The organism is Aeromonas sp. s2, from assembly GCF_040907935.1.
GTDB classification, from domain to species: domain Bacteria; phylum Pseudomonadota; class Gammaproteobacteria; order Enterobacterales; family Aeromonadaceae; genus Aeromonas; species Aeromonas dhakensis.
The window spans coordinates 93,146-118,637 of the sequence record NZ_JBFOCR010000023.1; the positions used below are offsets into that span (position 1 = coordinate 93,146).

General features: G+C 63.5%; 26 protein-coding genes and 2 tRNA genes. 18 read left to right on the forward strand and 10 right to left on the reverse strand.

Features of this window, described 5'->3' with window-relative positions:
- The first annotated feature begins 71 nt into the window (after positions 1 to 71).
- A complete protein-coding gene (locus AB5Y81_RS18635) occupies positions 72 to 776 on the forward strand; it encodes an SDR family oxidoreductase (RefSeq protein ID WP_279485175.1) in 705 nt (234 codons plus the stop codon).
- A 3-nt stretch (positions 777 to 779) separates the two neighbouring features.
- On the opposite strand, the gene AB5Y81_RS18640 is transcribed toward AB5Y81_RS18635, so the two are convergent.
- Complete coding sequence (locus tag AB5Y81_RS18640) at positions 780 to 1,283, reverse strand: 2-amino-4-hydroxy-6-hydroxymethyldihydropteridine diphosphokinase (protein WP_010635829.1); 504 nt, start codon at positions 1,281 to 1,283, stop codon at positions 780 to 782.
- A gap of 129 nt (positions 1,284 to 1,412) precedes the next feature.
- Between AB5Y81_RS18640 and AB5Y81_RS18645 the strand changes: the two genes are divergently transcribed.
- From AB5Y81_RS18645 to AB5Y81_RS18660, 4 genes are all read left to right on the forward strand, one after another.
- Positions 1,413 to 1,505 carry a YnhF family membrane protein gene (locus tag AB5Y81_RS18645; RefSeq protein WP_005306410.1) on the forward strand — a complete coding sequence of 31 codons (93 nt, stop codon included), beginning with the start codon at positions 1,413 to 1,415 and terminating at the stop codon, positions 1,503 to 1,505.
- A gap of 97 nt (positions 1,506 to 1,602) precedes the next feature.
- Positions 1,603 to 3,003 (forward strand): HAMP domain-containing sensor histidine kinase, encoded by a 1,401-nt coding sequence (locus AB5Y81_RS18650; RefSeq protein ID WP_017785623.1) that lies wholly within the window; start codon positions 1,603 to 1,605, stop codon positions 3,001 to 3,003.
- A gap of 8 nt (positions 3,004 to 3,011) precedes the next feature.
- Entirely contained in the window at positions 3,012 to 3,527 is a 516-nt protein-coding gene (locus AB5Y81_RS18655) for a hypothetical protein (protein ID WP_017764803.1), read from the forward strand.
- Positions 3,524 to 4,804, forward strand: coding sequence for a sigma 54-interacting transcriptional regulator (locus AB5Y81_RS18660; protein WP_279485176.1), 1,281 nt, complete (start codon positions 3,524 to 3,526; stop codon positions 4,802 to 4,804). The genes AB5Y81_RS18655 and AB5Y81_RS18660 overlap by 4 nt, the downstream gene beginning before the upstream one ends.
- Before the next feature lie 73 nt (positions 4,805 to 4,877).
- Here AB5Y81_RS18660 and AB5Y81_RS18665 read toward each other — a convergent pair whose 3' ends face one another.
- A complete protein-coding gene (locus AB5Y81_RS18665) occupies positions 4,878 to 5,360 on the reverse strand; it encodes a DUF1097 domain-containing protein (RefSeq protein ID WP_005306399.1) in 483 nt (160 codons plus the stop codon).
- A gap of 370 nt (positions 5,361 to 5,730) precedes the next feature.
- On the opposite strand from AB5Y81_RS18665, the gene msrP reads away from it, so the two are divergent.
- Positions 5,731 to 6,732: a protein-methionine-sulfoxide reductase catalytic subunit MsrP gene (gene msrP / locus AB5Y81_RS18670; protein ID WP_117405880.1), complete on the forward strand. Its 1,002-nt coding sequence runs from the start codon at positions 5,731 to 5,733 to the stop codon at positions 6,730 to 6,732.
- Positions 6,733 to 6,751: 19 nt separating this feature from the next.
- Complete coding sequence (gene msrQ / locus AB5Y81_RS18675; RefSeq protein WP_201885267.1) at positions 6,752 to 7,384, forward strand: protein-methionine-sulfoxide reductase heme-binding subunit MsrQ; 633 nt, start codon at positions 6,752 to 6,754, stop codon at positions 7,382 to 7,384.
- Between the two features lie 44 nt (positions 7,385 to 7,428).
- Here msrQ and AB5Y81_RS18680 read toward each other — a convergent pair whose 3' ends face one another.
- Positions 7,429 to 7,674, reverse strand: coding sequence for a PepSY domain-containing protein (locus AB5Y81_RS18680; RefSeq protein ID WP_010635834.1), 246 nt, complete (start codon positions 7,672 to 7,674; stop codon positions 7,429 to 7,431).
- A gap of 63 nt (positions 7,675 to 7,737) precedes the next feature.
- Between AB5Y81_RS18680 and AB5Y81_RS18685 the strand changes: the two genes are divergently transcribed.
- The 4 genes from AB5Y81_RS18685 (at position 7,738) to AB5Y81_RS18700 (ending at position 10,701) form a co-directional block, all read left to right on the forward strand.
- On the forward strand, positions 7,738 to 8,070 hold the full coding sequence (locus AB5Y81_RS18685) for a PepSY domain-containing protein (RefSeq protein WP_011707718.1): 333 nt from the start codon (positions 7,738 to 7,740) through the stop codon (positions 8,068 to 8,070).
- Between the two features lie 84 nt (positions 8,071 to 8,154).
- Positions 8,155 to 8,811: a response regulator transcription factor gene (locus AB5Y81_RS18690; protein WP_005306366.1), complete on the forward strand. Its 657-nt coding sequence runs from the start codon at positions 8,155 to 8,157 to the stop codon at positions 8,809 to 8,811.
- Between the two features lie 37 nt (positions 8,812 to 8,848).
- Positions 8,849 to 10,198, forward strand: coding sequence for a sensor histidine kinase (locus AB5Y81_RS18695; RefSeq protein ID WP_005306363.1), 1,350 nt, complete (start codon positions 8,849 to 8,851; stop codon positions 10,196 to 10,198).
- 41 nt (positions 10,199 to 10,239) lie between these two features.
- Entirely contained in the window at positions 10,240 to 10,701 is a 462-nt protein-coding gene (locus tag AB5Y81_RS18700) for a hypothetical protein (protein ID WP_010635837.1), read from the forward strand.
- Positions 10,702 to 10,843: 142 nt separating this feature from the next.
- Here the strand turns inward: AB5Y81_RS18700 and torA are convergent, their stop codons facing one another.
- Both torA and AB5Y81_RS18710 read right to left on the reverse strand, forming a co-directional pair.
- Positions 10,844 to 13,324 (reverse strand): trimethylamine-N-oxide reductase TorA, encoded by a 2,481-nt coding sequence (torA, locus tag AB5Y81_RS18705; protein WP_005306358.1) that lies wholly within the window; start codon positions 13,322 to 13,324, stop codon positions 10,844 to 10,846.
- A gap of 22 nt (positions 13,325 to 13,346) precedes the next feature.
- The gene (locus AB5Y81_RS18710; RefSeq protein WP_005306356.1) at positions 13,347 to 14,477 is read right to left on the reverse strand and encodes a NapC/NirT family cytochrome c; all 1,131 of its coding nucleotides are present in this window, start codon (positions 14,475 to 14,477) and stop codon (positions 13,347 to 13,349) included.
- A 361-nt stretch (positions 14,478 to 14,838) separates the two neighbouring features.
- Here AB5Y81_RS18710 and AB5Y81_RS18715 point away from each other — a divergent pair, with 361 nt between their 5' ends.
- Positions 14,839 to 16,806 carry a DNA topoisomerase III gene (locus tag AB5Y81_RS18715; RefSeq protein WP_279485177.1) on the forward strand — a complete coding sequence of 656 codons (1,968 nt, stop codon included), beginning with the start codon at positions 14,839 to 14,841 and terminating at the stop codon, positions 16,804 to 16,806.
- A gap of 41 nt (positions 16,807 to 16,847) precedes the next feature.
- On the opposite strand, the gene AB5Y81_RS18720 is transcribed toward AB5Y81_RS18715, so the two are convergent.
- Together AB5Y81_RS18720 and AB5Y81_RS18725 are read right to left on the reverse strand one after the other, a co-directional pair.
- On the reverse strand, positions 16,848 to 17,282 hold the full coding sequence (locus AB5Y81_RS18720) for a DUF417 family protein (RefSeq protein ID WP_017409799.1): 435 nt from the start codon (positions 17,280 to 17,282) through the stop codon (positions 16,848 to 16,850).
- Between the two features lie 13 nt (positions 17,283 to 17,295).
- Complete coding sequence (locus tag AB5Y81_RS18725; protein WP_005306347.1) at positions 17,296 to 17,829, reverse strand: carboxymuconolactone decarboxylase family protein; 534 nt, start codon at positions 17,827 to 17,829, stop codon at positions 17,296 to 17,298.
- Between the two features lie 100 nt (positions 17,830 to 17,929).
- Between AB5Y81_RS18725 and AB5Y81_RS18730 the strand changes: the two genes are divergently transcribed.
- Positions 17,930 to 18,757, forward strand: a complete 828-nt coding sequence (locus tag AB5Y81_RS18730) for an AraC family transcriptional regulator (RefSeq protein ID WP_279485178.1) — start codon at positions 17,930 to 17,932, stop codon at positions 18,755 to 18,757.
- Between the two features lie 27 nt (positions 18,758 to 18,784).
- Here AB5Y81_RS18730 and AB5Y81_RS18735 read toward each other — a convergent pair whose 3' ends face one another.
- Both AB5Y81_RS18735 and AB5Y81_RS18740 read right to left on the reverse strand, forming a co-directional pair.
- Positions 18,785 to 20,140, reverse strand: a complete 1,356-nt coding sequence (locus AB5Y81_RS18735) for a TrkH family potassium uptake protein (RefSeq protein WP_005306341.1) — start codon at positions 20,138 to 20,140, stop codon at positions 18,785 to 18,787.
- Entirely contained in the window at positions 20,137 to 20,790 is a 654-nt protein-coding gene (locus AB5Y81_RS18740) for a TrkA family potassium uptake protein (protein WP_005306338.1), read from the reverse strand. The genes AB5Y81_RS18735 and AB5Y81_RS18740 overlap by 4 nt, the downstream gene beginning before the upstream one ends.
- A gap of 127 nt (positions 20,791 to 20,917) precedes the next feature.
- Between AB5Y81_RS18740 and murB the strand changes: the two genes are divergently transcribed.
- Together murB and birA are read left to right on the forward strand one after the other, a co-directional pair.
- Positions 20,918 to 21,955 (forward strand): UDP-N-acetylmuramate dehydrogenase, encoded by a 1,038-nt coding sequence (gene murB / locus AB5Y81_RS18745; RefSeq protein WP_126880692.1) that lies wholly within the window; start codon positions 20,918 to 20,920, stop codon positions 21,953 to 21,955.
- Positions 21,952 to 22,917 (forward strand): bifunctional biotin--[acetyl-CoA-carboxylase] ligase/biotin operon repressor BirA, encoded by a 966-nt coding sequence (gene birA, locus AB5Y81_RS18750; protein ID WP_017764792.1) that lies wholly within the window; start codon positions 21,952 to 21,954, stop codon positions 22,915 to 22,917. Before murB ends, birA begins: the two co-directional genes overlap by 4 nt.
- 74 nt (positions 22,918 to 22,991) lie before the next feature.
- Here birA and coaA read toward each other — a convergent pair whose 3' ends face one another.
- On the reverse strand, positions 22,992 to 23,930 hold the full coding sequence (gene coaA / locus AB5Y81_RS18755; RefSeq protein ID WP_005306328.1) for a type I pantothenate kinase: 939 nt from the start codon (positions 23,928 to 23,930) through the stop codon (positions 22,992 to 22,994).
- Between the two features lie 262 nt (positions 23,931 to 24,192).
- Here coaA and AB5Y81_RS18760 point away from each other — a divergent pair.
- The 3 genes from AB5Y81_RS18760 to tuf form a co-directional block, all read left to right on the forward strand.
- Positions 24,193 to 24,277 (forward strand) — tRNA-Tyr (locus AB5Y81_RS18760).
- 38 nt (positions 24,278 to 24,315) lie between these two features.
- Positions 24,316 to 24,390, forward strand: a tRNA-Gly gene (locus tag AB5Y81_RS18765).
- 170 nt (positions 24,391 to 24,560) lie between these two features.
- Positions 24,561 to 25,492, forward strand: a 932-nt coding sequence (gene tuf, locus AB5Y81_RS18770) for an elongation factor Tu (protein WP_094696491.1), incomplete at its 3' end; no start/stop codon positions are given.

Sequence of the window (25,492 nt, forward strand, 5' to 3'; positions counted from 1 at the left end):
ATGGCGGCAACGGCCAATGGCTTGTGCCGTGGGGATCGATAGGCATTCCTGCGGATAAGAGAGGAGGGATTATGCGTGCATTGGTGACAGGATGTGGCCGTCGGCTCGGTTTCTATCTGTGTGAACAGCTGGTGGCGGCAGGCTGGCAGGTAACCGGCAGCTATCGCAGCGAGCGACCGGAGCTGGCACGGTTGCGGGCGCTAGGGGTGACGCTGGTGCAGGCCGACTTCAACCGGGAGCAAGAGGTGGGCCGGCTCATCGAGGTGCTGGCCTCCCAGCCGGATCTGGCGCTGGTGATCCACAACGCCTCGGCCTTTGAGCCGCAGGCGAGCGAGCCGGCGGCGCAGCTGGCCCAGTTTGATCAATTCTATCGGGTGCACATGGCGGCCCCCTTCCAGCTCAACCGGGGGCTGGCCCCTCAGCTGGCGCGCCATCCCAACGCCAGCATCATCCTCATCACCGACATCTATATCCACGCCCCGGCGCCCCAGTTCGCCAGCTATGTGGCCACCAAGGCGGGGGCCCATTCGCTCGCCATGAGCTTTGCCCGCGAGCTGGCGCCGGCCATCCGGGTCAACACCATAGAGCCTGGCCCCATTCTGTTTCTCGACGAGCATGGGGATGAGTGGCGTGAACAGGTGCTGGCGAAGACGCCGCTGGCGCGGGAAGGGGGGCTGGCGCCCATCTGGCAGGCGGTGCAGTTGCTGATGCAGAACGACTACATGACCGGGGCCAGCATCCGGGTGGATGGTGGCCGCGGTCTGGCCGTCATCTAGCCATCAACAGGGGATGGCCATGTCGCGCTGCAGGGCGACGGGGGCCAGGCCGACCTGCCCCTCCTCGATCACCTTGCCCGCCATCAGCCGGGTGTGCAGCGGCAGGGTCACCTTGGGGTCGTGCACCTCTCCTTTGCCGTAGAGTTCTGCCAACAGCTCGTCGAGGTAGGCGTCAACCCGGGCGGCGGAGAAGTCGTCGTCTTCGCTGCTGGCCAGGATGTCGATGTCCAGCGGGCGGTCCCGCACCTTGCAGTGCGGATCGCTGCGATCCCGGCCGTGGGCCAGCTCCATGGCGACGAAGTGTGCCTTGAGTCTGGGCTGAGCCAGCTCGCTCTCGGCGACAAACAGGCAGTTGAGAAAGTCATGGCTTGAATGCATGCCGACCGGCTTGGTCTGGATCACCGAACTGAGCCGCAGGCGGCCAAAGTGGGCAAGCAGCTCGGCAACCGCCTGGCCGACATGCTGGTGGGGGTCAAGATTCGACCCTATGCTACACAGATAGAACATGTCATCAGTCCTTTGATAGGGCTCATCTGAAATTCTTACACAGCTCACGGTTATCGGCTTAACTATGCATTAACATCTGTTCGTCTGTTGTGATCAGGCTCTATCATCTTGGCAAGAAAGGAGATTTGCATGAGTGTGGAACTGAAATGGGCACTGCTGACCGCCTCGGGTGCGTTGGCCATGATCCTGATTATCTGTGTGGTATCCGTGGGTCTGGCATGACCCCGGAAGAGAGCATGAACCGGCCTTCTGGCCGGTTTTGCTTTTTGGGGGAGTGCGGATATGCTGACCCACCCCAGATGAAGTGAGACCGCACAAGATGACCAAGGTACGCCCACGCTCCCTGCTGCAAGTGGTATTGATGGGGTTCGTCCTGGTGTTGATGCCGCTGGGTGGCATGATCTGGCATGACAGCCAGGCCCTCGACCACCTCAGCCAGTTGACCAGCGACGAGCTGGAGCGGGCGGTGCGCGATACCCGCCGGGCCACTCTGCTGACCACCCAGGCCATCGATCTTGAGCGCACCCTGCGCCGTTATGCGGTGCTCGGGGATGAGCGCATCCTGACCAGTTACCAGCAGCAGCTGGCGAGCTACCGCGACCAGTTGGCCGCCCACCAGAGTTCCATTCCTGACGCCGAGGCCTATGGCGGCATCGAGCAGGCCCTCGTCTGGCTCGACAGCCTGCAGGATCTCGCCCGTGCCAAGGCCGAATCCAACAGTCCCAAGTTTGACGAGTTCAACGAGGCCAACCAGCAGCTCGAGATCATCACTCGCAGCCAGGTAGACGATCACGTCAGCAAGGTGCGGGCCACCATCGCCGCCCTGATGACCGAGATCTGGTGGGTCAGCGGCTTCGTGGCGGTGCTCAGCCTGCTGCTGGTCTTGCTGTTTACCTACCTGATCATCCACCCCGTGCGTCAGATTGAGTCGCGGATCTTGAGTCTGGGGGCCGGTGTGGAGCCGGACAAGCGGCCGGTGGACGGGCCGGCCGAACTGGTGCTGCTGGGGGAGCGGATCGGCTGGCTGCACGACAAACTGAAGGAGCTGGAGCAGCAGAAATACCAGTTCCTGCGCCACGTTTCCCACGAGCTGAAGACCCCGCTGGCAGTGCTGCGGGAGGGGGCGGATCTGCTCTCCGAGCAGCTTGTAGGGCCGCTCACCCAGGATCAGCAGGAGATCTGCCAGATGCTGGAGGAGAACAGCCGGCGTCTGCAGACCCTTATTGAGCGACTGCTCGATTTCAACCGGCTCAGCCAGCAGGAGGTGTTCACCCTGACGCCGGTGGCGCTGGCGCCCCTGCTGTCAGAATTATCTGCAGAATACCGACTGGCGCTGGAATCCAAACAAATCAGTGTACACTTGCCGACCGATCCGATCACGCTGAAAGCGGAGCCATATCGCTTGCGGCTGATCCTCGATAATCTGTTCTCCAATGCGGTCAGCTACGGCGCCAAGGGGGGACAGATCTGGATCCGTGCCGGGCAGGATGGCAACGGCAGCTGGCTGGAGGTGGCCAACGAGGGGCCCGCCATTCCCGTGGCCGAACGGGAGCGGATCTTCGAACCCTTCGAGCAGGGCAGTATTGTGCGCCAGGGCTTGCTGAAAGGCTCCGGAATGGGGCTCTCCATCGCCCGGGAATCGGCGATGAGCCTTGGCGGCGAGTTGGTATTGGTTGAAGATGAACAGGCGGATGTCTGTTTCCGGTTGACGTTGAAGTGAAGCCCAAGATGAAACAATGTGTTGTTCCGGTATTGATGATGAGCCTGCTCACAGGCTGTTCCCTGCTGCCAGCGCGTGATCCGGCGGCGTCGCCGGATCTTGCCCTCGCCAAGCGGATGGAGTTTGCCAACAAGGAGATGCAGGTGCGCCTGCAATACTCGGACTGGCTGCTGGCCAGCCATGCCCAGCAACGGGCTCAGGAGCGCCAGCGTCTCAAGGGGGCTACCGACCTCGAGAGCCGGGTCAGCCTGGCCATGGTCAACACCCACCCGTCCGAATCGGTGGCCAGCCGGCGAGCCGGTCTGGACAAGCTCAAGAGCCTGCTGCCCGAGCTCGGCTTGGATGCCCAGGCCTTCCTGCGCAGCTGGATTGCCCTCGGCGAGGAGCTGCTGGCCCGTGACAGCCGGCGCGACGATCAGAGTCAGGAGGTGCAGCGTCTGCGCCGCCAGATCGAGCAGCTCTCCGCCATCGATGAACAGCTCAATCAGCGCAAGCTGAACGGCAACGGCGAGGCGCTGAAATGAGTCGCATCCTGCTGGTTGATGATGATGCCAGCCTGCTCAAGCTGATGAGCATGCGTCTGCGCAGCCAGGGTTATGAGGTGGATACCGCCGACAGCGCCGAGGGGGCGCTGGACCGGCTGCGTCAGCAACGGGCCGATCTGGTGCTGAGCGACTTGCGCATGGCCGGCATGGACGGGCTGGCACTGTTCGAGCGGATCCAGTCCCAGTGGCTGGGGCTGCCGGTCATCATCATGACTGCCCACGGCACCATCCCGGACGCCATTCAGGCGACCCGCTCCGGGGTGTTCAGCTTTCTGACCAAGCCCATCGACAAGGACGAGCTGTTCGCCACCATAGAGCATGCGCTGAGCCTGACGCGCCCAAAGCAGCGCCAGGAGTGGCAGTCGCTGATCCTGACCCGCAACCCGCAGATGGAGCAGTTGCTGATCCAGGCCAGCAGCATCGCCACCATGGAGGTGCCGGTGCTGATCATGGGCCCTTCCGGTTCCGGCAAGGGGGTGATGACCCAGGCGCTGCACCAGGCCAGCAGCCGGCGTGATCAGCCGCTGTTTGTGATCAACTGTGCCGCGCTGCCCTGGGCGGCGCTGGATCTGCAGCTGTTCGGCGAGGATGGCCAGTCCGGCCTGTTTGAGCAGGCCAAGGGGGCGACCCTGTTTCTCGACGAGATAGGGGATCTGTCGGAGTCACTGCAGGCCAAGTTGCTGCAGGTATTGCAGGAGTACGGCCAGGGCACGCCTGAGGTGCGGGTCATCAGCTCCAGCCATCAGGATCTGGTGGCGGCGATGGAGGAGGGGCGCTTTCGGGAAGATCTCTTCTATCGGCTCAACGTGGCCAACATCACAATGCCGCCCCTCAGTGCCCGCAGCGAGGATATCCCCTTGCTGGCCAGGCAGGCGCTGGACGAGTATCGCAGCCGCCACGGCGAATGCGCCGCCCTCGGCTTCTCGCCGGAGGCGCTGGCGTTGCTGGCGGCGGCGGCCTGGCCCGGCAACGTGCGCCAGCTCTACAGCGTGGTGGAGCAGCTGGCCAGCCTCTGTTGCAGCCCGGTGATCGGCGCCGCCATGGTGGAGTCTGCCCTGAGTGGCGGCAGTGGTGGCATCCCCTCGTTCAACGAGGCGCGGGCCGAGTTTGAGAAGGAGTATCTGATCCGGCTGCTGCGCACCACCGAGGGCAATGTCACCCTGGCGGCCAGCATGGCGGGCAGAAACCGCACCGACTTCTACAAGCTGTTGAACCGGCACGGCATAGAAGCAGCGAACTTCAAGTCGAAGGGATAAATGACAGAGGGGCGGCCCGTTGATGAGGGGCCGCCCCTCTGGTTTTAGACCGAATCGGTCACGTTAGGCCGGCTCAAGCCGGGTCGGTGACGCCAGCCGTGGCCTGGGTTTTCTGGGTCTTATGGGAGAGCCAGAGGCCGCTCGCCTTCATCAGGTAGCCGAACAGCGCACCTATCACCAGGGAGGGCAGGATCAGCCGCCACTCTCCCGCTGCCCCGAAGGTCGCGCAGCAACCGGCGAAGGTGCCGGGAATGTAGGAGAGCCACTGTTGCCTGGCCTGCACGCACATCAGGGTCGCCACCACCCCGGTCATCAGGTAACCCGCCACCCCGGCGCCCCACCAGGCGTCGCCATGGATCAGCAGCAGGGCCCACAGCATGCCGCTGGCATTGCACAGCAGGGTTTGCAGCAGCGCCTTGTAGCCGCCGCTGGAGGCGAAGTAGCTGGTGCAGCCGAGGAAGCCGACCCAGGAGATGAGGCCGAGGGTGACGGCGACCCAGCCCCAGACGGCGGAGAGGATCCCGGTCGTGATGGCGATGGCGATCAATGGGCTCATGGCGTGACTCTTCAGTAGTGAAATCCGGAAAAAGGGGAGCCTACCCCGCGCAGGGGGGGCGGCAAGCAGGGGCGGAATTGTGTGTGATCTGCATCACTCATTTCAACTCAGGAATACGCTTGCGCTCGCGAAAAAAATTCATGGTGAGGCGGTCGAGTCTGCACCATAGTTAGAGGCCCTGTCCTGCTCATGGAGTGAGTCTGATGGTGCCAAATGTGATCGTTCCCCTGCTGGTGTTCGTAGTGCTGTTTCTGGTCGGAACCATGGCCAAGGCACTGCCCCTCTATCAGTTCATGTAATTTTCCGTGAAATAAAACTCGGCCGGGGCGGGTCTTATGATTGTTACCCTCATCGCCCCGGGAGTTTTTCCATGTTGCTCAAGCGCCGCTCTGCCCATCACCTCATCGAACAGGACGTCACGCCGGAAGCCGTCTATCAGGATCGTCGCCTGATCCTGAAAGGGCTGGGGCTCGGCGCCGCCACCCTGGCGTTGCCGACCCAGGCCGGGGTGCTCGATCTCTTCTCTGGCGACAAGCCGGCACCGGTCGCCACCCGGGCGCTCAACATCCACGCTGCCGCCCGGCCGGAGGGGCTGATCCTCACGCCGGAGGAGAAGGCCACCACCCACAACAACTTCTACGAGCTGGGCACCGACAAGGGGGATCCGGCCCGCAACGGCCACTACCTCAAGCCCGAGCCTTGGACCCTGAAGGTGGAAGGGGAGGTGGCCAAGCCATTTACCCTGGACGTGTGGGATCTCATCAACAAGAGCACGCTCGAGGAGCGCATCTACCGGCTGCGCTGCGTGGAGGCCTGGTCCATGGTGCTGCCCTGGAGCGGCATCGCGCTGGCGGACCTTATTCGCCGGGCCGAGCCCACCAGCCGCGCCAGGTTCGTGGCGTTCGAGACCCTCTATGATCCGGAGCAGCTGCCCGGTCAGGCTTCCCGCTCCCTCGGCGGTGGCATCGACTATCCCTATGTTGAGGGGCTGCGTATCGACGAGGCGATGCATCCGCTCTCCTTCCTGGCGATGGGGCTCTATGGCAAGGCGCTGCCGGCCCAGAACGGTGCGCCGATCCGGCTGGTGGTGCCCTGGAAGTACGGCTTCAAGAGCATCAAGAGCATCGTCTCCATCCGGCTGGTGGAGGAGATGCCACCCACCACCTGGAACCTGCTGGCCCCCAACGAATACGGCTTCTACGCCAACGTCAATCCAGCGGTGGATCACCCGCGCTGGAGCCAGGCCAGCGAGCGCTTCATCGGCGAGGGGGGCATCTTCGGCGCCAAGCGCCAGCCGACCCTGATGTTCAATGGCTATGCCGACGAGGTGGCGTCCCTCTATCAGGGCATGGATCTGCGCAAGTGGTATTGAGACGAAAGGAGCTGACATCATGACTCTGCGACTGACGGCGCGTCACATCACCTTGCTGCGGGCGCTGGTACACCTCGCCTCGCTGGGATTTCTGCTCTGGCTGCTGGTGGCCGTGCCCGGCGGCCTGCTGGGAGGGGATCCGGTACAGGGACTGACCCACTATCTGGGCAAGGGGGCGCTCAATCTGCTGTTGCTCACCCTGCTGGTGTCGCCGCTGGCCAAACGCTGGCGGCAGGGGCAGATCATCAAGCTGCGCCGCCCGCTCGGGCTCTGGTGCGCCGCCTGGGCCGGTCTGCACTTTATGGTCTGGCTGGGGCTGGATCTGCAGTTTGACTGGCGGCTGATTGGCGGCGAGCTGGTCAAGCGCAGTTATATCGTGGTGGGGATGGTGGCGCTGCTGTTGCTGCTGGCGCTCAGCTTCACCTCGATCCCGGCCCTGCTGCGGCGCATGGGGCCGGCCTGGCAGAAGCTGCACAACTGGATCTATGCGGTGGCCCTGCTGGTGCCGGTGCACTACTGGTGGTCGCTCAAGAGCGGCTGGCAGGAGCCGCTCATCTATCTGCTGCTGGCCTGCGCCCTGCTGGTGCCGCGCCGTGACAAGCTGCTGCGCCCCTGGCGCCGGCTTCGGCCGCAGAAACTGAGGGAGGCATGAGGCCGGCAGTGCGCCGCCCCGGCAACCTGCCATAAAAAAGAGGCCTAGTCGGCCTCTTTTTTGATGTCACCCGTATGGGCGTCCACCAGGAGTCGCACCCGCTGCCCCTGGGCATCCAGGGTTTCCACCTCGAATTTGTCCCCTTCCAGCTCCACTTCCCGAATGTCGTGATACCCTTGGGCCACCAGCAGCTTGACCAGACCGGCCATGTCGAGACGGCTTTCGGCCGCCCAGCCGAGGGTGGAGAAGAGGCAAAGGATCAGCAGGAAACTGCGTCGGATCATATTCATTCCGGATTCATGGCTGGCAGACTATAAACGGCATTATGTTAGGTTTTGGGAGATGAATCATCCATGAATAGAGCCCTGTCTCTGCTTGGGTTGCTGCTGCCGGCACTGGCACAGGCGGCCACGCCGAACGAGGCCTTGCTGCAGCAGGCGGTCAGCGAGGGACGGGTGCGCCCCTTTCATGAGGTGATGGAGGTGGCTTCTCGCCTGCCGGTACGGGTGCTGCGGGTCGATCTGGGGGAGGAGGACGGCATCTGGCTGTACGAACTCAAGCTGATCGACAGCGAGAACAGCGTCATCAAGGTGGGCTATCGGGCCGACAACCTGGAGATGGTGTGGCTCAAGGGTCACCATCTGGAGCGGCTGTTCGAACCGCGTCCGCCCCCGGAAGAGGAGTAACGGCGTGAGCCCGCGAACCCACCGTCCGGTTCGTCCCCCCAACCGCCGCCGGTACCGGCACAACCCTGCTTTGGATACCCATTTATGCGAATTCTGATAGTTGAAGATGAGAAGACCCTGGCTGGCCAGCTGGCGGAACAGCTGCGCCTGTCCGGTTTCGTGACCGACCTCTGCCACGACGGCAACGAGGCCGGCTTTCTCGGCGAGACCGAACCCTACGACGCCATCATTCTGGATCTCGGTCTGCCGGGCCGCGACGGCCTGAGCGTACTGAAAGAGTGGCGCAGCAAGGGGATCGACACCCCGGTGCTGGTGCTGACCGCCCGTGGCCAGCTGCACGAGAAGATCGAGGGGCTCAACGCCGGGGCCGACGACTACCTCACCAAGCCGTTCCAGGTGGCCGAGCTGGTGGCCCGGGTCCATGCCCTGGTGCGGCGGGCGGCGGGCAACGCCAGCTCGATCCTGGAGATCGGCGGGGTGCGGCTCGACATGGCGGCCTCCCAGGTGTGGTACGAAGGCACCCCCATCAAGCTGACCGCCCACGAATTCCGGGTGCTCGGCTATCTGATGCAGCACAGGGGCAAGGTGGTGTCGCGCAGCGAGCTGATCGACCACATCTACGCCCAGGATTTCGACCGCGACTCCAACACGGTGGAGGTGTTCATCGGCCGGATCCGCAAGAAGACCCACGCCGATCTCATCGAGACGGTGCGCGGTCTTGGCTACCGGATCAACGAATGAGCCGGCACTTGATGCCCCCTTGCGCAGGAGTGGCTGAATGAGGCTGGTGCGCACCCTGCGGGGGCGGCTGGTGGTCATCGCCATGGTCTGGTGCGGCCTGTTCCTGTTTGCCACCGGCTTCAGCCTGCAGACCATGATGCGCAACTACTGGCAGGAGGCGGAGGCCGACGGCCTGCGTCTGCAGCTCTACGATCTGCTCTCCCGCCTCGAGATCCAGCCGGATGGCCTGCCGGTGGTCACCGAACCCATGGCCGATCCCCGCTTCCGCCAGCCCTACTCCGGTTACTACTGGCAGCTGGAGCTGGGGGAGAGCGTGGTCAGCCGCTCCCGCTCCCTGTGGGATGTGCACCTCGACGTGCACGGCCTGAAGTCGGCCTTCGGCGACCCTGATCTGTTCGTCGGCAAGGGGCCCAACAAGGAGCCACTGCTGATCATGACCCGAACCGTGCTGCTGCCCGGTTCGGATCGGGTGTTCACCCTGGTGATGGCCAAGGACAGCAGCGCCCTGACCCAGACCCTGAAGAAAACCCGCATCAGCCTGTTCCTCGGCCTCGGCTTTGCCGCGACCGGGCTGGTGCTCGGCTTCATGTTCCAGATCGTCTACGGCCTGCGGCCGCTGCATCTGTTGCGGCGCGAATTGAGCCGGGTCCATCAGGGCCATCAGGAGGGGTTCCGGCTGCGCTATCCGCTGGAGATCCAGCCGCTGGTGGAGGACATCAACCGACTGCTGCACCACTACGGCGAGCTGCTGCAGCGGGCCCGCTCCCACACCGGCAACCTGGCCCACGCCCTCAAGACGCCGCTCAGCATCATGCGCAATCAGGTGGCCCAGCTGCCACCGGAGGATCAGGCCGCCCTCGGCGAGCAGCTCGATCAGATCCAGCGCCACATCGACTACCACCTCGGCAAGGCGAGGGTGACCGGCGCCGCCAAGATCCTCGGGGTGTCGACCCCGGTGCGGGCGCGGGTGGAGTACATCTGCCGCGCCTTCTCCCGCCTCTATCCGGGCCGGGAAGTGGACCTGCAGGTGCCGGCCACCCTGGCGGTCGGGGTGGAGGAGCAGGACTTCGACGAGATGGTGGGCAACCTGCTGGAGAACGCCTTCAAGTGGTCGGCCGGCCGGCTGCGCATCTCCAGCGCCGAGCTGGGGGGCTGGATCACCCTGCGCATCGAGGATGACGGCCCCGGCATGAGCGAGGATCAGATCGCCAAGGCGGTGCTGCGCGGGGTGCGCCTCGACGAGAAGGTGCCGGGCTCGGGCCTGGGTCTCAACATCGTCTCCGATCTGGCGGAAGCTTACCGCGGCAGCCTCATCATGGGACGCGCCGAACTGGGCGGGCTGGCTGCTTCCCTCTCGCTGCCCAAGGTGGCAAGAGTGGAGAGCTAGGCATAAGATATGGCACCTGTTTTAGCCTGAGGAAGAGAACCATGACCGATGATCCATGGGCACTGTGTCACCTCGACGATTCGTTCGATGCCTCCGTGCTGGGCACCAAGGGGGCCCAGATCCAGTGGTTTGAGGATCGCGACAGCCTGATTGCCTTCCTGCTGGAAGATTTCGTCGACCTGTTGGCCGACGTGGGCGAGCTGGATGAGGATCAGACCGAGCGGGCGCGCGAGCGCTTCACCCTGCTGGTGGAGCAGAGCTTCGACGATCGCGGCCTGATGGACGCCATCAACGATCTCGCCTCCGGCCTGCGCCGCATCGCCTGGCTGGGGCCGCTCTCCGAGCTGGCCGAGCTGAGCGATGACTTCGCCTCCGGCCTGCGCCGCTATTTCTGGAGCCAGTACGACGGGGATGAAGATGACCCGGATGCCTGGGTGCCGGAAGAACTCTGGCCCCAGCTGGTGGAGTGTGCGGAAGAGTACATGGTGGAAGGGGACTTCTAAGCCACCTGGTCTGCGCTCTGGCTGCAAGGCGGGTGGAGTATGCGGAAGAGTAGATGGTTGAGAGTGACTTCTTAGTCACACCACAAACCGCGATAAGAAAACGGCGCCTTGATGGCGCCGCTTTTGTTGCTCAGTCCTCTGCTCAGGCGTTGGCCGGCACCGCATGGGCGGTGTTGACCGGGGCCGGGCCCTGGTACTTCTCGATCTGCAGCTGGGCCATGTGACCGCAGTTGCCCTGCGCCAGGCTGGAGGTGCCCTCGTCGAAGGTGAGGCAGTTGACGTTGCCGTTCTTGCACAGGCTTCCCGCCTCGCCCGGTTTGGCCGGATCGAACCAGGCCCCTTCGCACACCCGCACCACCCCCGGGCGGATGTCGGTCGAGAGCAGGGCCCCCACCAGGATCTGGCCGCGGTCGTTGAAGGCCCGCACCAGATCGCCATCCTGGATGCCGCGCGCCTTGGCGTCGTCCGGGTGGATCAGGATCGCCTCGCGATCGGCGATGGCGAACTTGTCCCGCAGCGGGGTGTTGTCGAGCTGGGAGTGCAGCCGCTGGGTCGGGTGGGAGGTGTTGAGCGACAGTGGATAGCGGGTCGCCTCCTTGCTCTTGATCCACTCCTTGGGTTCATACCACTTGGGATGGCCGGCGCAGTCGGCATAGCCCATGCCGGCCACCGTGCTGGAGAAGATCTCGATCTTGCCGGACGGGGTCCCGAGCGGGTTGAGCAGCGGGTTCTCACGGAAATCGGCGTGACGGATCCACTGGCGGTTCGCCTCGGGCACCGGGAAGCGGATGTAGTTGTTGGACTCCCAGAACATGTTGAACGGCGGCAGCGCCACCCGGGCGCCGCGGGCCTGGGCGGCCATGCCGTCGTACATCTGCTTGAGCCACAGCATCTCGTCCTTGCCTTCGGTGTACTGCTCCTGCAGGCCCAGCTTGGCGGCCACGTCGCGGAAGATGTCGAAGTCGTTGCGCGCCTCGAACTGGGGCGGCACGCACTGGTGCATCGGGAAGACGTAGCGCTGGGAGTAGTCGCCGCCCATCTCCAGATCGTTGCGCTCGTAGCTGGTGGTGGCCGGCAGGACGATGTCGGCGTGCTTGGCGGTGGCGGTCCAGTAGGGCTCGTGCACGATCACGGTCTGCGGCTTGCGCCAGGCCTTGACCAGGTTGTTGGTGTCCTGGTGGTGGTGGAAGGGGTTGCCGCCCGCCACGTAGACCAGCTTGATGTCCGGGTAGGTCACCTTGCGGCCGTTGAAGTCGATGGTCTTGCCGGGGTTGGCCAGACAGTCGGCGATGCGGGCCACCGGGATCGGCGCCGGCCCGTTCTTCGGCGCATTGCCGGCGGAGATGCCCGCCAGGATGCCGCCCTTGGCGGTGGGGCTGCCACCGGAAGAGTAGTGGTAGCTGAAGCCGTAACCGCCGCCCGGCAGGCCGATCTGGCCCAGCATGGCGGCCAGGGTGACCAGCATCCAGTTGGGCTGCTCACCGTGCTGCTGCCGCTGCATGCCCCAGCCCGCCATGATCATGGTGCGCTTGGACGCCATGTCGAGGGCCAGCTGGCGGATCACCTTGGCATCGACGCCACAGATGCTGCTCGCCCACTCGGCGCTCTTCGGCTGGCCGTCTTCCTTGCCGAGCAGATAGGCGAGGAACTTGTCGAAGCCGGTGGTGTAGCGGTCGAGGAAGGCCTGATCGTGCTTCTGCTCGCTGTAGAGTGTGTGGGCCACCCCCAGCATCATGGCCACGTCTGTGTAGGCGTTCGGCGCAATCCACTCGGCCCCGGCCAGCTTGGCGGTTTCGTTGTAGACAGGGTCGATGCTGATGATGCGGGTGCCTTTATCTTTCAGCGCTTTGAAGCCGGCCTGACCTTCGTGATCCGGCATGTTCCAGCTGTTCTTCAGGGTGACCTGGGCGTTGACCCCCCACAGCACCACCAGTTCGGCGTGCTCGATGACGTTGGGCCAGGCGGTCTGCTGCTCATATACCTCGATTGAACCCATCACGTGGGACATGATCACCTGGGCGGCGCCGGCGGAGTAGTCGCCGGCATAGCCGGTGAAGCCGCCCGCCAGGTTCATCAGGCGGTGCAGCAGGGTGCGGCTGTTGTGGAACATGCCGACACTCTTCCAGCCGTAGGAACCGGCGTGGATCGCCTGCGGGCCGAAGTCGCTCTGCACCCGGCTGATTTCGCCGGCCACCAGGGCGATGGCCTTCTCCCAGCTCACCCGCACCCACTCGTCGGCGCCGCGCAGCTCGGGTTTTGCCCCCGGGCCTTGCTCCAGCCAGCTCTTGCGCACCATGGGGTACTTGATGCGGTTCTTGGCGTGGACCTGGAACGGCGCCATGTCGATGAGATCGTTGGGGGCCGGATCATCGGCCACCGGCTGGACCCGCACCATGCGGCCCTCTTCGACGATGGCCTCGAAGGCCCCCCAGTGGGCGCCGGTCAGGATGCCTTTCTGGGCGGGCACCAGGGTCGGGAACTGTTCAAGTGCCGTGCTGATGGCCTTGGCCAGCGCGCTTTTCGGGAAGACGCCGGCCAGCAGCGGCAGGGCGGCGCAGGCGCCCAGCCCCTTGAGCAGATTGCGGCGGGAGAGATTGGTTTGCTTATCGGTAAAAAAAGTCATGACGATTTCCTCTGTGCCAGCCTTAGTGCGCCGCGTTCATGTCACTGGCATGTTTCTGGACGTATTGGGTCAACATGCGAGCCTGTTCCGGGGTCAGGGAGGTGCGTGATTCCATCCCCTTGATGACGCCGATCCACTGGTTGGCGTTGAAGTGATCCAGTGCGGTGAGGCCGTGGCAGCCGGTACAGTTGTTGGACATCAGGGTGGAGGCGTACTGCCACAGCTTGCCCTGATCGCCGATGAGCTGGCTCTGATCCACCCAGGCGGTCAGGCTGACCTGATGCCAGGTGAGGTTGGTGGCGCTGTCGGTTTCGCTCTTGCCGGTGGTGAGCTGTGCCTTGGCCTTGTCGCCGAGCAGGGTGCTCAGGATGCGCTTGCCGGGGGCGGCGTAGAACACCTCGCTCACCCCGTCCTGCTGCCAGCCGTCGATGCGCACCTGGGCGCGGCCGTTGTCGTTGGCCAGCACTTCCACCTGGGTGGAGGGCATCAGGGTGCCTTCGTCGGTCTTGGCGCTGGCATCCAGATAGAGCGGGGTGGTGGCGATGGCGTAACGGGTGGTGACGTTGGCCGGGGTCTGGGCGGCGGCTTGCGCCAGCTCGCTGGCACCGGCGGCGGCCAGGCCGCTCATGTCGGGCATGATGTGGGCGACGCCGCGGTGGCAGTCGATGCAGGTCTGGCCCTCCTTGATTGCGACCGGGTGCTCGGCGCGGGCGTTGGGGCGCTGAGCCAGGATGTCCATCGCCGCGTAGCTGTGGCAGCTGCGGCAGGTGGCGGAGTCGTTGGCCTTCAGCTCGTCCCACACCGACTGCGCCATGCGCAGCTTGTGGGCCTCGTATTTCTCCGGCGTGTCGAGGGTGCCGATCGCCTCGTGATAGATGTCCTTCACGGCGCGGATCTTGGTCCACAGATAGGAGGTGGGATCACCCGGAATGTGGCAGTCGGCGCACTCGGCGCGGATGCCCTTCACGTTTTGGAAGTGGACGCTGCCCTGATACTCGGCCAGCGGGGTCTGCATGGAGTGGCAGGAGACGCAGAACTCGGTGGAACTGGTCTTGTGCATGACGGTCACCGTGACCCCCAGCGCTGCAACGCCCAGCAGGGCCCCGAGCAGCAGTAGCCAGAACCAGGTTTTTCTCAACAGTTTTCCAAGCATGACGGCGTTTTCCTACGTTCAAATATTACCAATATAGTAGTATCCATGGAGAGGTAGTTGATTGACCTCTATCATGATTTATATTTTGTATTGTTATTTTAAATGCAATTATTATTTTGTTATTTATCATTTAGCTGAATTTAATTTAACATCCTGCGATTTTACCGTCTTTTTGCTCCTCGTTTGAGGCGTAATTGATGCCGCTGCGCCACTTTCTCTCCACTTTTTATCGTTGGGCCATGACTCCCTGCTCCCTTCTCTTGCCTGTGCAGCAGCCTGTCGTCTCGCGCCTGGCAGGGGCTTGGGCTTTGCCTTGGGCCCGGTATATACTGTTCGCATATACAGTGTTCAGGTATTTGCCATGCGACTCTTCATCGCCGAGAAGCCCAGTCTGGGGCGCGCCATTGCCGACGTGCTGCCCAAGCCCCACAAGAAGGGGGAGGGCTTCATCGAAACCGCGCAGGGGGATGTGGTGACCTGGTGCATCGGCCACCTGCTGGAGCAGGCCGAGCCCGATGCCTACGATGCCGCCTACAAGCAGTGGCGCATGGAATCCCTTCCCATCATCCCGAGCCAGTGGCAGCTGGTGGCCAAGCCGAAGACCAAGACCCAGCTCACCGTCATCAAGCGCCTGCTCAAGCAGGCCGACTGCGTGGTCAACGCAGGTGACCCGGATCGGGAGGGGCAGCTGCTGGTGGACGAGGTGATCGATTTTCTCGGCTATGGCAAAACCCGGCCGGTGCTGCGCTGTCTCATCAGCGATCTCAACCCGCCGGCGGTGCGCCGCGCCCTCGACAAGCTCAGAGACAACAAGGAGTTCGTGCCGCTGGCGGTGTCGGCGCTGGCCCGCAGCCGGGCCGACTGGCTCTACGGCATCAACATGACCCGGGCCTATACCCTGCTTGGTCGCAAGGGGGGTTGCAGCGAGCTTCTCTCGGTCGGCCGGGTACAAACACCGCTGCTGGGGCTGGTGGTACGGCGGGATCTCGAGATAGAAGCCTTCGTGCCCAAACCCTTCTTCGAGGTGCTGGCCCATCTACAGACCGAGGGCAACGAGCGTTTCAGCGCCAAGTGGCTGCCTTCCGAGGCCTGTCTGCCCTGGCTGGACGAGGAGGGGCGAGTGCTCAACCGGGCACTGGCCGCCAAGGTGGTGGAGCGGATCCAGGGTCAACCCGCATTGGTGGAAGAGGTGGAGGAGCAGGCCCGCAAGCAGGCTGCGCCGCTGCCCTACAACCTCTCCAGCCTGCAGATCGATGCCGCCAAGCGGTTCGGCATGGACGCCAAGCGGGTGCTGGACGTCTGCCAGAGCCTCTATGAACGGCACAAGCTCATCACCTACCCCAGATCCGACAGCCGCCATCTGCCGAGCGAGCACTTCAATCGAGCCGGCCAGGTACGGGAGGCCATCGCCAGCACGGCGCCGGCGCTGGCCAGGGCGGTGAGCGAGGCGGACGGCAAGATCCGCAGCAAGGCGTGGAACGACAGCAAGGTGGATGCCCACCACGCCATCATCCCCACCGAGAAGCACGGCAACGAGGGGAGCCTGAGTGGCGATGAAGCCAGGCTGTATGGCCTGATTGCCCGCCAGTATCTGCTGCAGTTCTACCCGCCGTTCGAGTACAACGACAGCAAGGTGCTGCTGCGCATCGCCGGCGGGCAGTTTCAGGCCAAGGCGCGGCGGATCCTCAAGGCGGGCTGGAAGGCGCTGCTGGGGGTGGAGGAAGATGACGAGGAGGAGGCGGGAACCCTGCCGGCCCTGCGTCAGGGCGAACAGCTGCTGTGCGAGCGGGGGGAGCTGCTGGAGAAGATGACCCAGCCGCCCAAGTCGTTCACCGATGCCACCCTGCTGGCCGCCATGACCGGCATCGCCCGCTACGTGCAGGATCCCGAGATCCGCAAGACCCTGCGCGAAACCGACGGCCTCGGCACCGAGGCGACCCGGGCCGGCATCATCGACCTGCTGTTCAAGCGCCGCTTTCTGGTGCGTCAAGGCAAGAGCATCAAAGCGACCCCGACCGGGCGGGCGTTGATCCAGGCCCTGCCGGCCACGGCCACCACCCCGGACATGACGGCGCTGTGGGAGCAGCACCTCGGCCGGATTGCCGAGCGGCAGGCGAGCTATCAGCAGTTCATGGGGCCGCTCACCGAGCAGCTGAACGGTTTGATCGACGGCGCCAGGCAGGATTCGGGGGCCAGCTTCAGCGCCCTGCCCAAGGCGGCGCCCGGGGCCGACAAGCGTCGCTTCACCAAACGCAAGCGCAGCCCGGCGAGTGGTGGCACAACAGGGGCTGGCAAGCGGGGGAGCAAGCGGCCAGCCAGGGCCGCCTGATAAAAAAAACGCCCCTGGCGGGGCGCAAAAAGGCATTGTCGTCAGGCGTCGGCCAGTCTGGCGCGACTCAAATTCAGGTAGTGCCAGGCAACGCCGAGCAGCACCAGATCCTTGAAAATAAAGAACTCGGTGACCGGCACCCCGTCGACCAGCTTCCAGACGCCCGGCAGGGTCAGCAGAAAGCTGAGGGTCACGAGGAAGGTCAGGATGGCCCCTAGGCTGCTCCAGTAGCCCAGACGTGGCCGCCACAGACCGGCAATCAGGCCGCCGGCGATCAGGATCTCGACCAGCCCGATCAGATTGGAGACTGCCTGCTCCGAGAGCACGGCATAGAGCCAGCTCATCAGCGGGTGGCTTGCCACCAGCGGCCGGATGGCCGCCGCCTCGGTCGGCGTGAACTTGAACACGCCGATCCAGAGCAGGGTCAGTACCACCCCCGCGAGGGCGATCAGAAAACCTCGGTCATGACGTTCCATTTTTGCTCCTCTGTCATGGGGTGAGCGTGACGGGCGGAAAGTCGATGTCGGTTTCCGCCAGATGATTGCCGTAGTTGGTCAGGGTATTGATGACCACCTGCCCCAGCACCTCCATCATCAGCTCATCATCCACGCCCGCCGCCCGGGCGGCGGCCAGTTGCGCATCACTGATGACACCGCGCTGGGTGACCAGGGCGACCGCCAGCTGCAACAGTGCGTGATCGAGCGGATCCGTCGCCTGAGCGAGACGGGCAGCCCGGATGGCGTCGTCATCGAAACCGGCCCGGCCAGCCAGCAGGGTATGGGCCGACAGGCAGTACTGGCAGGCGTTGGCTTGACCGATGGCCAGTGCCAGCAGCTCCCGTTGGCGGGCGCTGAGCCGACCCTTGCCCAGCGCGTCGGCAAAGCCGAGCAGACCGTTGAGCAGGGCCGGTGAGTGGGCCAGGGTTGCGTATAGGTTGGGGACCATGCCCAGGCTGCTTTTAAGAGCGGCGAAGGTGGGGGCGGCTGCCGGTTTGGGCTGCACGACGGCGTGAATGCGACTCATGATGTGCTCCTGTTTGGGTTGGGTACGGGAGACACTATGCCGGTTTTAATGGTACGGTTTATCACCCAGAGTCCATCATTGACTACCAGGCGTCTCAAATATGGATCCACTCTCGATATTGCTGGCCCATGCCGCTCCCCAGGCCAGTCTCTTTTTCGCCGGCAACCTGTGTCAGCACTCTCACAGCAGCGACTATCCCGCCGGCGGCCATCTGCACTTGTTGCGCCGTGGCGAACTGCTGCTGCGCGAAGAGGGGGGTGAACCCCTGTTGCTGACCGAGCCGACCCTGATCCTCTACGCCAGGGGGCAGGCTCACAGGCTCGAACCCCGCCAGCTGGCGGGCTGCGACCTGGTGTGTGCCAGCGTGTCGTTCGGGCCGGCAGGAGACTCACCACTGCAGCTGGCGTTGCCGGATACCTTGGTGCTGCCGCTGCAGACGATCCCGGCCATTGCGCCGGTACTGACCCTGCTGTTCGAGGAGGCCTTCGCCGAGCGTTACGGTCAGCCGCCGATCCTCTCCCGTCTGCTGGAAGTGCTGCTGATCCTCTTGCTGCGCCATCTGGTGGAACAGGGGCTCTGTCGGCAGGGGATGTTGGCCGGTCTCTCCGACCCGCGACTGGCACGGGCCATTGCGGTCATGCATCAGCGCGGGGACGAGCCCTGGACGGTGGCGACCCTGGCGCGGGAGGCGGGCATGTCGCGCGCCCGCTTCGCCGCTCATTTTCAGGCGCTGACCGGGCAGACGCCGCTGGACTATCTGACGCGCTGGCGGATGGTGCTGGCCAGTCAGCTGCTGCTGGCGGGGGAGTCCATTACCCAGGTGGCGTTGGGGGCGGGTTACAGCGGGGGCACAGCCTTCGGGCGGGCGTTCGAGCGGGAGTTTGGCATGAGCCCGGGGCGCTGGCTCAAGGCGCGGCAGCGCGAGTGACCGGGGCCGCGACGGGCCCCGGTGTCATCAGCCGGTGTAGACGGTCTCTTCCGGGTACTTGATGCGGGTTTCGACCGGGCGAGCCAGCATGAAGGCCAGAGTGAGCGGGCCGAGACGGCCACAGATCATCACCAGCACCAGGATGAGCTTGCCAGGCTCGCTCAGGGTGGCGGTGATGCCGGTGGAGAGCCCCACGGTGGCAAACGCCGAGATGGTCTCGAACATGATCTTGTCGAAGGGCAACTGCTCGGTGAGCATCAGCAGGAACATGGCCAGCATCAACACCATGGTGCTGACCATGATGATGGCCAGCGATCGGGTCACTATCTGGGACGAGAGGGTGCGGCCAAAGGCGGTGACATGAGGGCGCTTGGTCAGAAACGCCTTGGTCGCCAGCAGCACCACCGCGAAGGTGGTCACCTTGATACCGCCACCGGTGGAGGTGGCACCCGCCCCGATGAACATCAGCATCATCAGAAACAGCAGGGCGGCCGGGGTCATCAGGCCGATGTCGATGGTGTTGAAACCCGCGGTACGGGCGCTGGCAGACTGGAAGAAGGCCGCCAGCCACTGGCCACCGAAGGAGACCTTGCCGAGGGTGCCCGGGTTGTTGTGCTCCAGCAGCCAGAACATCAGGGTTCCCAGCAGCAGCAGACCCGGGGTCATGATCAGCATCAGCTTGCTGTGCAGCTTGAGCTTGCGCCAGCGGCGGTTGCGCACCAGATCGACGATGACGGTAAAGCCGATCCCGCCGAGGATCAGCAGACCGGCGATGGTCAGACTGATGACGGGGTCGTCCCGGTAGTCCATGAGATTGTTGGCAAACAGCGAGAAGCCGGCGTTGTTGAAGGCCGATACTGCGTGGAAGAAGCTAACGTAGAGGCCGCGCTCCCACCCCATCTCGGGCACCCAGCGAATGGCCATCAGGGCGGTGCCGATGAGCTGGGCGATGAAGGCGAACAGCACGATGCGCTTCACCAGCTGGATGATGTTGACCGAGCCCTCCTGGCCCAGAGCCTCCTTGGCCAGCACCTGCTGGCGCAGGCCGACCCGTTTGCTGAACATGGCGATGAGCAGCAGGGTCATGGTCATCTGGCCCAGGCCGCCAATCTCCATCAGCATCAGCAGGAAGATCTGCCCCTGCAGGGTGAAGGCGGTGCCGGTGTCCACCACCCCGAGCCCGGTCACGCTGATGGCCGAGGTGGCGGTGAACAAGGCATTGATGAAGCTCACCTGACCGTTGTGGCTGGAAGGCTGCACCAGAAACAGGGTGCCGATCAGCAGGATGACCAGAAAACTGCCGAGGATCAGCTTGGCTTCACTCCAGCGGGACTCATCTTCCCGCTGCAGGGCAAAGGCGTAGCTGCTGCGCCAGCGGGTCATAGGGTTTCCAGCCAGTGGTCGATGGCGTGCTTGTTGCCGGCCAGGATCAGGATGTCACCCAGCTGCAGCTCCATCTTGCCGGTCAGCACGTTGTGCAGGGTCTCGCCACGCTTGATGGCGAGCAGCTGGAATTCGCTCTGTTGCAGCAGATGGAAGTCGCTGAGGGCCCGACCGTTCAACTGCAGGCCGATGACAAACTCGGTCAGCACCATGTCGTGACCCAGCTCCAGATAGTCGAACAGCCGGTTATCCAGCATGCTCTGGGCGACCCGACGACCCATGTCCCACTCCGGGTTGATCACCTTGTCGGCACCCACCTTCTGCAGGATCTTGGCGTGGAACTTGTCGCGCGCCTTGACCCAGACCTTCTTCACCCCCGCCTCCTTGAGGACGAGGGTGGTGAGTATGCTTGTCTCGAGGTTGTCACCGATGGCGACGAAGACGATGTCGAAGTCGGCCAGGCCCAGTTCGGCGACGGTGGCCTCGTCGGTGGCGTCGGCCACGATGACGTGGTTGCAGAGGGTGGCGATCTGGCGGGTCTTGCTCTCGTCGATGTCAATCGCCAGCACCTCGGCATCCTGGCGCTGCAGCTCTTCACACAACGCGCTGCCAAACAGCCCCAGGCCGATGACGGCAAATTGGTTGTTCATGAGTACTTCCTCAAGAGTCGGAGCGGGATACTCTACTCCAGCTATATGAGTCCGAAAAGAGGGCGGGATTTTTCGTCCGGCGGCAATATAAGGTAGACTGCCCGCTTGCCATTGTCGGAACACGCAGATGAAACTCACCCCGCACGCCTCCCTGTTGACGCTCAACACCCTCGCCCTCGATGCCCACTGCCACTGGCTGGCCGAAGTGGAGCAAACCGACGACCTGCCGCAGCTGGTTGCCAACGCCGAGCTGGCCGGCTTGCCGCGGCTGGTGCTGGGCGGTGGCAGCAACGTGCTGTTTTGCGATGACTTCGCCGGGGTGGTGGTGCTCAACCGGCTCAAGGGGATAGCGCTGCAGGACGAGGGGGATCACTGGCTGCTGCACGTAGCCGCCGGCGAGAACTGGCACGAGCTGGTGTGCCACACCCTGCAGCAGGGCTGGTACGGTCTCGAAAACCTGGCGCTCATCCCTGGCACGGTCGGGGCGGCACCGGTGCAGAACATTGGCGCCTACGGGGTCGAACTGGCCAGCGTCTGTGCCTACGTCGAGGCGTTCAACTGGCAGAGCGGCGAGATAGAGCGCATCGCTGCGGCCGACTGCCGCTTCGGTTATCGCGACAGCATCTTCAAGCACGAGTATCAGGACAGCCATTTCATCACCGCGGTCGGTCTGCGACTGGCCAAGGCCTGGCAGCCAAGCCAGGGCTATGGTCCGCTGGCCGCACTGGGCGAACAGCCCTCGGCACAGGCCATCTTCGACACCGTCTGCGCCACCCGTATGGCCAAGCTGCCGGATCCGGCCGTGCTCGGCAACGCGGGCAGCTTCTTCAAGAATCCGGTGGTGCCTGCCGCGCTGGCAGCGTCGCTCAAGCAGAAATATCCCCAGATGCCGCTCTATCCGGCGGGTGAAGGGCTGGCCAAGCTGGCCGCGGGCTGGCTCATCGACCAGTGCGGCCTCAAGGGCTTTGCCATCGGCCGCGCCGCCGTCCATCAGGAGCAGGCGCTGGTGCTGGTCAATCTGGGCGGCGCCAGCGCCATGGAGCTGATCGCGCTGGCGGCCCACGTGCGTGACAGCGTGGAGCAGAAATTTGGGGTGGTGCTGGAGCACGAGGTGCGCTTCATGGGCCGCCGTGGTGAAACTTGGCTCGACGAGGTACTGGCATGACCCTGACTCCCATCCGGCAGACCCTGATCTCCCTGCTCAGCGACGGGCAGTTCCACTCCGGCGAACAGCTTGGCGAGCAGCTCGGCATCAGTCGTGCGGCAGTCAGCAAGCACATGGCGGCGCTCAAGGAGCTGGGACTGGATCTCTTCAGCCTGACCGGCAAGGGGTACCGGCTGGCGGTGCCGATGGCGCTCTATGACGAAGAGCAGCTGCAGGCGCTGGCGCCCATGGCACCGGTACACTGCTTCCCGGTCATCGACTCCACCAACCAGTACCTGCTGGAGCGGGTCAACCAGCTGCAGTCGGGCGAGAGCTGCCTGGCCGAGTGTCAGACCGCCGGGCGTGGCCGGCGCGGCAAGCCCTGGGTTTCCCCCTTCGGCTGCCAGCTGATCTTGAGCATGTACTGGCGGCTGGAGCAGGGCATGGCGGCGGCCATGGGGCTGAGTCTGGCGGTCGGGGTGGCCGTGGTGCAGGCGCTGGAGTCCCTCGGTTATCCGGGAGTTGAGCTCAAGTGGCCCAACGATCTCTACTATCAGGGCCGCAAACTGGCGGGCATTCTGGTGGAGATGAGCGGCAGCGCCGGCGCCAGCTGCCACCTGGTGATCGGGGTCGGCCTCAACCTGGCGATGCCGAGCCGGGAGGCGGAGCGGATCGATCAGGCCTGGTCCGAATTGCGCCACATCCAGCCGGAACTGGTGGACCGCAATCTGCTGGCCGGCCGGGTGATTGAACATCTGCAGCAGGCCATGCTCACCTTCGAACAGGAGGGGCTCGCCAGCTTCGTGGCAGATTGGAACCGGCTCGACCACTTCGCCGGCCGGCCGGTGCGACTGCTGATGGGCGAGCAGGAGATCCGCGGCGTGGCGCGCGGCATCGATGATCGCGGTGCCCTGCGGCTGGAGACGGAGGAGGGGATCAAGTTCTATCTGGGCGGGGAGATCTCCCTGCGCCGGGGCGACTGATGGCGGCACTGACCATCACCCAATGAAGAGGGGGCCTGCTGGCCCCCTCTTCATTGATGGGTGAGCTGCCGCCGTTACTTGCGCAGCTTGATCTGCTCGATGGCGTGCTCGTTGCCTTTGGTCAGGATCAGGTTGGCTCGCTCCCGGGTAGGCAGGATGTTCTCTTTCAAATTCAGATAGTTGATGTCTTGCCAGATGTTGCTGGCGATCTTGGTCGCCTCGCTCTCGGCCAGCTTGGCGTAGTGGTGGAAGTAGGAGTCCGGATCCGAGAAGGCGCCGCTGCGGAACTTGAGGAAACGCTCGATATACCAGGTGCGCAGCAGTTCGGCATCGGCATCCACATAGATGGAGAAGTCGACGAAGTCCGATACGAACACGCGGTGCGGATCCTGCGGGTAGTCCATGCCGCTTTGCAGCACATTGAGCCCTTCCAGGATCAGGATGTCCGGCTGCTCCACCACCTTCTTCTCATCCGGAATGATGTCGTAGATGAGGTGGGAGTAGACGGGGGCCTCGACCTTCTCGTGGCCGGCGCGGATGTTGGCGACAAACTCCACCAGATGACGGATGTCGTAGGACTCCGGGAATCCCTTGCGGCGCATCAGGCCGCGCTCTTCCAGCACCTTGTTGGGGTAGAGAAAGCCGTCGGTGGTGACCAGCTCCACCCGCGGGTGCTCCGGCCAGCGTTCCAGCAGCGCCTGCATGATGCGCGCCGTGGTGCTCTTGCCGCCCGCCACACTGCCGGCGATGCTGATGATGTAGGTGCCCTTGCCGCGAGACTGACCGAGGAACTGTTCCAGCACCCGGCTGCGGCGCTGCTTGGCCTTGACGTAGAGATTGAGCAGACGGGAGAGGGGCAGATAGATCTCTTCCACCTCCTGCAATGACACCTTCTCGTTGATCCCGCGCAGGGTCTGCAGATCGTGCTCGGTCAGGGTCAAAGGGACCGAGTCGCGCAATAACGCCCATTGTTCGCGGGTGAATTGCAGATAGGGGTTATGCTCTGTCGTCATGGTGTCGTCACTGTTTCTTGGGCAGGGCGACCATACACCAAGGGGGGCGGGAGCGACAAGAGAAGCGACGGTTTCGAGCGGAGAGTGAGTCCTTTTTTGCCTGGTTCCTGGCAATAATGCACATTTTGCAAGGCGCAATGGTTGCATCCCCAAAATCCTTACCATAAAATGCGCGACGCTTAGATGTCTGTCGTCTATTTGCCCAGCAAAAGCGATAAATCAACGGGTGCAAGCAGAATTACCGTTGTGACATTGACGTAACGGAGGGGTTCCCGAGCGGCCAAAGGGATCAGACTGTAAATCTGACGGCTCTGCCTTCGAAGGTTCGAATCCTTCTCCCTCCACCATATTTCTCTGCGGTTTGAGTTCTTTGGGTTAGAGAAATGCGGGCATCGTATAATGGCTATTACCTCAGCCTTCCAAGCTGATGATGCGGGTTCGATTCCCGCTGCCCGCTCCAAGATGCTGATTGGCTCAGGCGATAGCAGAGTCACACCCTAGGGTGAGTTCGGCAATCGAACCAGCCTGTCAGCACCAGCCTCTCTTCCCCACCAGATTCAAATCCATCATATAAACTGTTCTGTGGTTAGCTTGCCACCGCGTACTCAGCGTTAGTTTAGAGGGACGATCATGTCTAAAGAAAAATTTGAGCGTAATAAACCGCACGTTAACGTGGGTACCATCGGCCACGTTGACCACGGTAAAACCACCCTGACCGCCGCCATCACCAACGTGCTGGCCAAGCACTTCGGTGGTAAAGCTTTCGCCTTCGACCAGATCGACAAGGCGCCGGAAGAGCGTGAGCGTGGTATCACCATCAACACCTCCCACGTAGAATACGACACCGCTACCCGTCACTACGCCCACGTAGACTGCCCGGGTCACGCCGACTACGTTAAAAACATGATCACCGGTGCTGCCCAGATGGACGGCGCGATCCTGGTAGTAGCAGCGACTGACGGCCCGATGCCGCAGACTCGTGAGCACATCCTGCTGGGTCGTCAGGTAGGCGTTCCGTACATCATCGTGTTCATGAACAAGTGTGACATGGTAGATGACGAAGAACTGCTGGAACTGGTCGAGATGGAAGTTCGCGAACTGCTGTCCGAGTACGACTTCCCGGGTGATGACCTGCCGGTAGTACGTGGTTCCGCACTGAAAGCGCTGGAAGGCGAAGCTCAGTGGGAAGAGAAGATCCTGGAACTGGCTGGCCACCTGGACACCTACATTCCGGAGCCGGAGCGCGCAATTGACCAGCCGTTCCTGATGCCGATCGAAGACGTATTCTCCATCGCTGGCCGTGGTACCGTAGTAACCGGTCGTGTAGAGCGCGGTATTGTTAAAGTTGGTGAAGAAGTGGAAATCGTTGGTATCAAAGATACCACCAAGACCACTTGTACCGGCGTTGAAATGTTCCGCAAACTGCTGGACGAAGGTCGTGCAGGCGAGAACGTTGGCGCGCTGCTGCGTGGCGTGAAGCGTGAAGACGTAGAGCGTGGTCAGGTACTGGCCAAGCCGGGCACCATCAAGCCGCACACCAAGTTCGAATCTGAAGTGTACGT

Excerpts from the sequence above, each read along its gene's own strand:
- AB5Y81_RS18635 (WP_279485175.1), top strand. The coding sequence starts at position 72 with ATGCGTGCATTGGTGACAGGATGTGGCCGTCGGCTCGGTTTCTATCTG.
- AB5Y81_RS18640 (WP_010635829.1), bottom strand. The coding sequence starts at position 1,283 with ATGTTCTATCTGTGTAGCATAGGGTCGAATCTTGACCCCCACCAGCAT.
- AB5Y81_RS18645 (WP_005306410.1), top strand. The coding sequence starts at position 1,413 with ATGAGTGTGGAACTGAAATGGGCACTGCTGACCGCCTCGGGTGCGTTG.
- AB5Y81_RS18650 (WP_017785623.1), top strand. The coding sequence starts at position 1,603 with ATGACCAAGGTACGCCCACGCTCCCTGCTGCAAGTGGTATTGATGGGG.
- AB5Y81_RS18655 (WP_017764803.1), top strand. The coding sequence starts at position 3,012 with ATGAAACAATGTGTTGTTCCGGTATTGATGATGAGCCTGCTCACAGGC.
- AB5Y81_RS18660 (WP_279485176.1), top strand. The coding sequence starts at position 3,524 with ATGAGTCGCATCCTGCTGGTTGATGATGATGCCAGCCTGCTCAAGCTG.
- AB5Y81_RS18665 (WP_005306399.1), bottom strand. The coding sequence starts at position 5,360 with ATGAGCCCATTGATCGCCATCGCCATCACGACCGGGATCCTCTCCGCC.
- msrP (WP_117405880.1), top strand. The coding sequence starts at position 5,731 with ATGTTGCTCAAGCGCCGCTCTGCCCATCACCTCATCGAACAGGACGTC.
- msrQ (WP_201885267.1), top strand. The coding sequence starts at position 6,752 with ATGACTCTGCGACTGACGGCGCGTCACATCACCTTGCTGCGGGCGCTG.
- AB5Y81_RS18680 (WP_010635834.1), bottom strand. The coding sequence starts at position 7,674 with ATGAATATGATCCGACGCAGTTTCCTGCTGATCCTTTGCCTCTTCTCC.
- AB5Y81_RS18685 (WP_011707718.1), top strand. The coding sequence starts at position 7,738 with ATGAATAGAGCCCTGTCTCTGCTTGGGTTGCTGCTGCCGGCACTGGCA.
- AB5Y81_RS18690 (WP_005306366.1), top strand. The coding sequence starts at position 8,155 with ATGCGAATTCTGATAGTTGAAGATGAGAAGACCCTGGCTGGCCAGCTG.
- AB5Y81_RS18695 (WP_005306363.1), top strand. The coding sequence starts at position 8,849 with ATGAGGCTGGTGCGCACCCTGCGGGGGCGGCTGGTGGTCATCGCCATG.
- AB5Y81_RS18700 (WP_010635837.1), top strand. The coding sequence starts at position 10,240 with ATGACCGATGATCCATGGGCACTGTGTCACCTCGACGATTCGTTCGAT.
- torA (WP_005306358.1), bottom strand. The coding sequence starts at position 13,324 with ATGACTTTTTTTACCGATAAGCAAACCAATCTCTCCCGCCGCAATCTG.
- AB5Y81_RS18710 (WP_005306356.1), bottom strand. The coding sequence starts at position 14,477 with ATGCTTGGAAAACTGTTGAGAAAAACCTGGTTCTGGCTACTGCTGCTC.
- AB5Y81_RS18715 (WP_279485177.1), top strand. The coding sequence starts at position 14,839 with ATGCGACTCTTCATCGCCGAGAAGCCCAGTCTGGGGCGCGCCATTGCC.
- AB5Y81_RS18720 (WP_017409799.1), bottom strand. The coding sequence starts at position 17,282 with ATGGAACGTCATGACCGAGGTTTTCTGATCGCCCTCGCGGGGGTGGTA.
- AB5Y81_RS18725 (WP_005306347.1), bottom strand. The coding sequence starts at position 17,829 with ATGAGTCGCATTCACGCCGTCGTGCAGCCCAAACCGGCAGCCGCCCCC.
- AB5Y81_RS18730 (WP_279485178.1), top strand. The coding sequence starts at position 17,930 with ATGGATCCACTCTCGATATTGCTGGCCCATGCCGCTCCCCAGGCCAGT.
- AB5Y81_RS18735 (WP_005306341.1), bottom strand. The coding sequence starts at position 20,140 with ATGACCCGCTGGCGCAGCAGCTACGCCTTTGCCCTGCAGCGGGAAGAT.
- AB5Y81_RS18740 (WP_005306338.1), bottom strand. The coding sequence starts at position 20,790 with ATGAACAACCAATTTGCCGTCATCGGCCTGGGGCTGTTTGGCAGCGCG.
- murB (WP_126880692.1), top strand. The coding sequence starts at position 20,918 with ATGAAACTCACCCCGCACGCCTCCCTGTTGACGCTCAACACCCTCGCC.
- birA (WP_017764792.1), top strand. The coding sequence starts at position 21,952 with ATGACCCTGACTCCCATCCGGCAGACCCTGATCTCCCTGCTCAGCGAC.
- coaA (WP_005306328.1), bottom strand. The coding sequence starts at position 23,930 with ATGACGACAGAGCATAACCCCTATCTGCAATTCACCCGCGAACAATGG.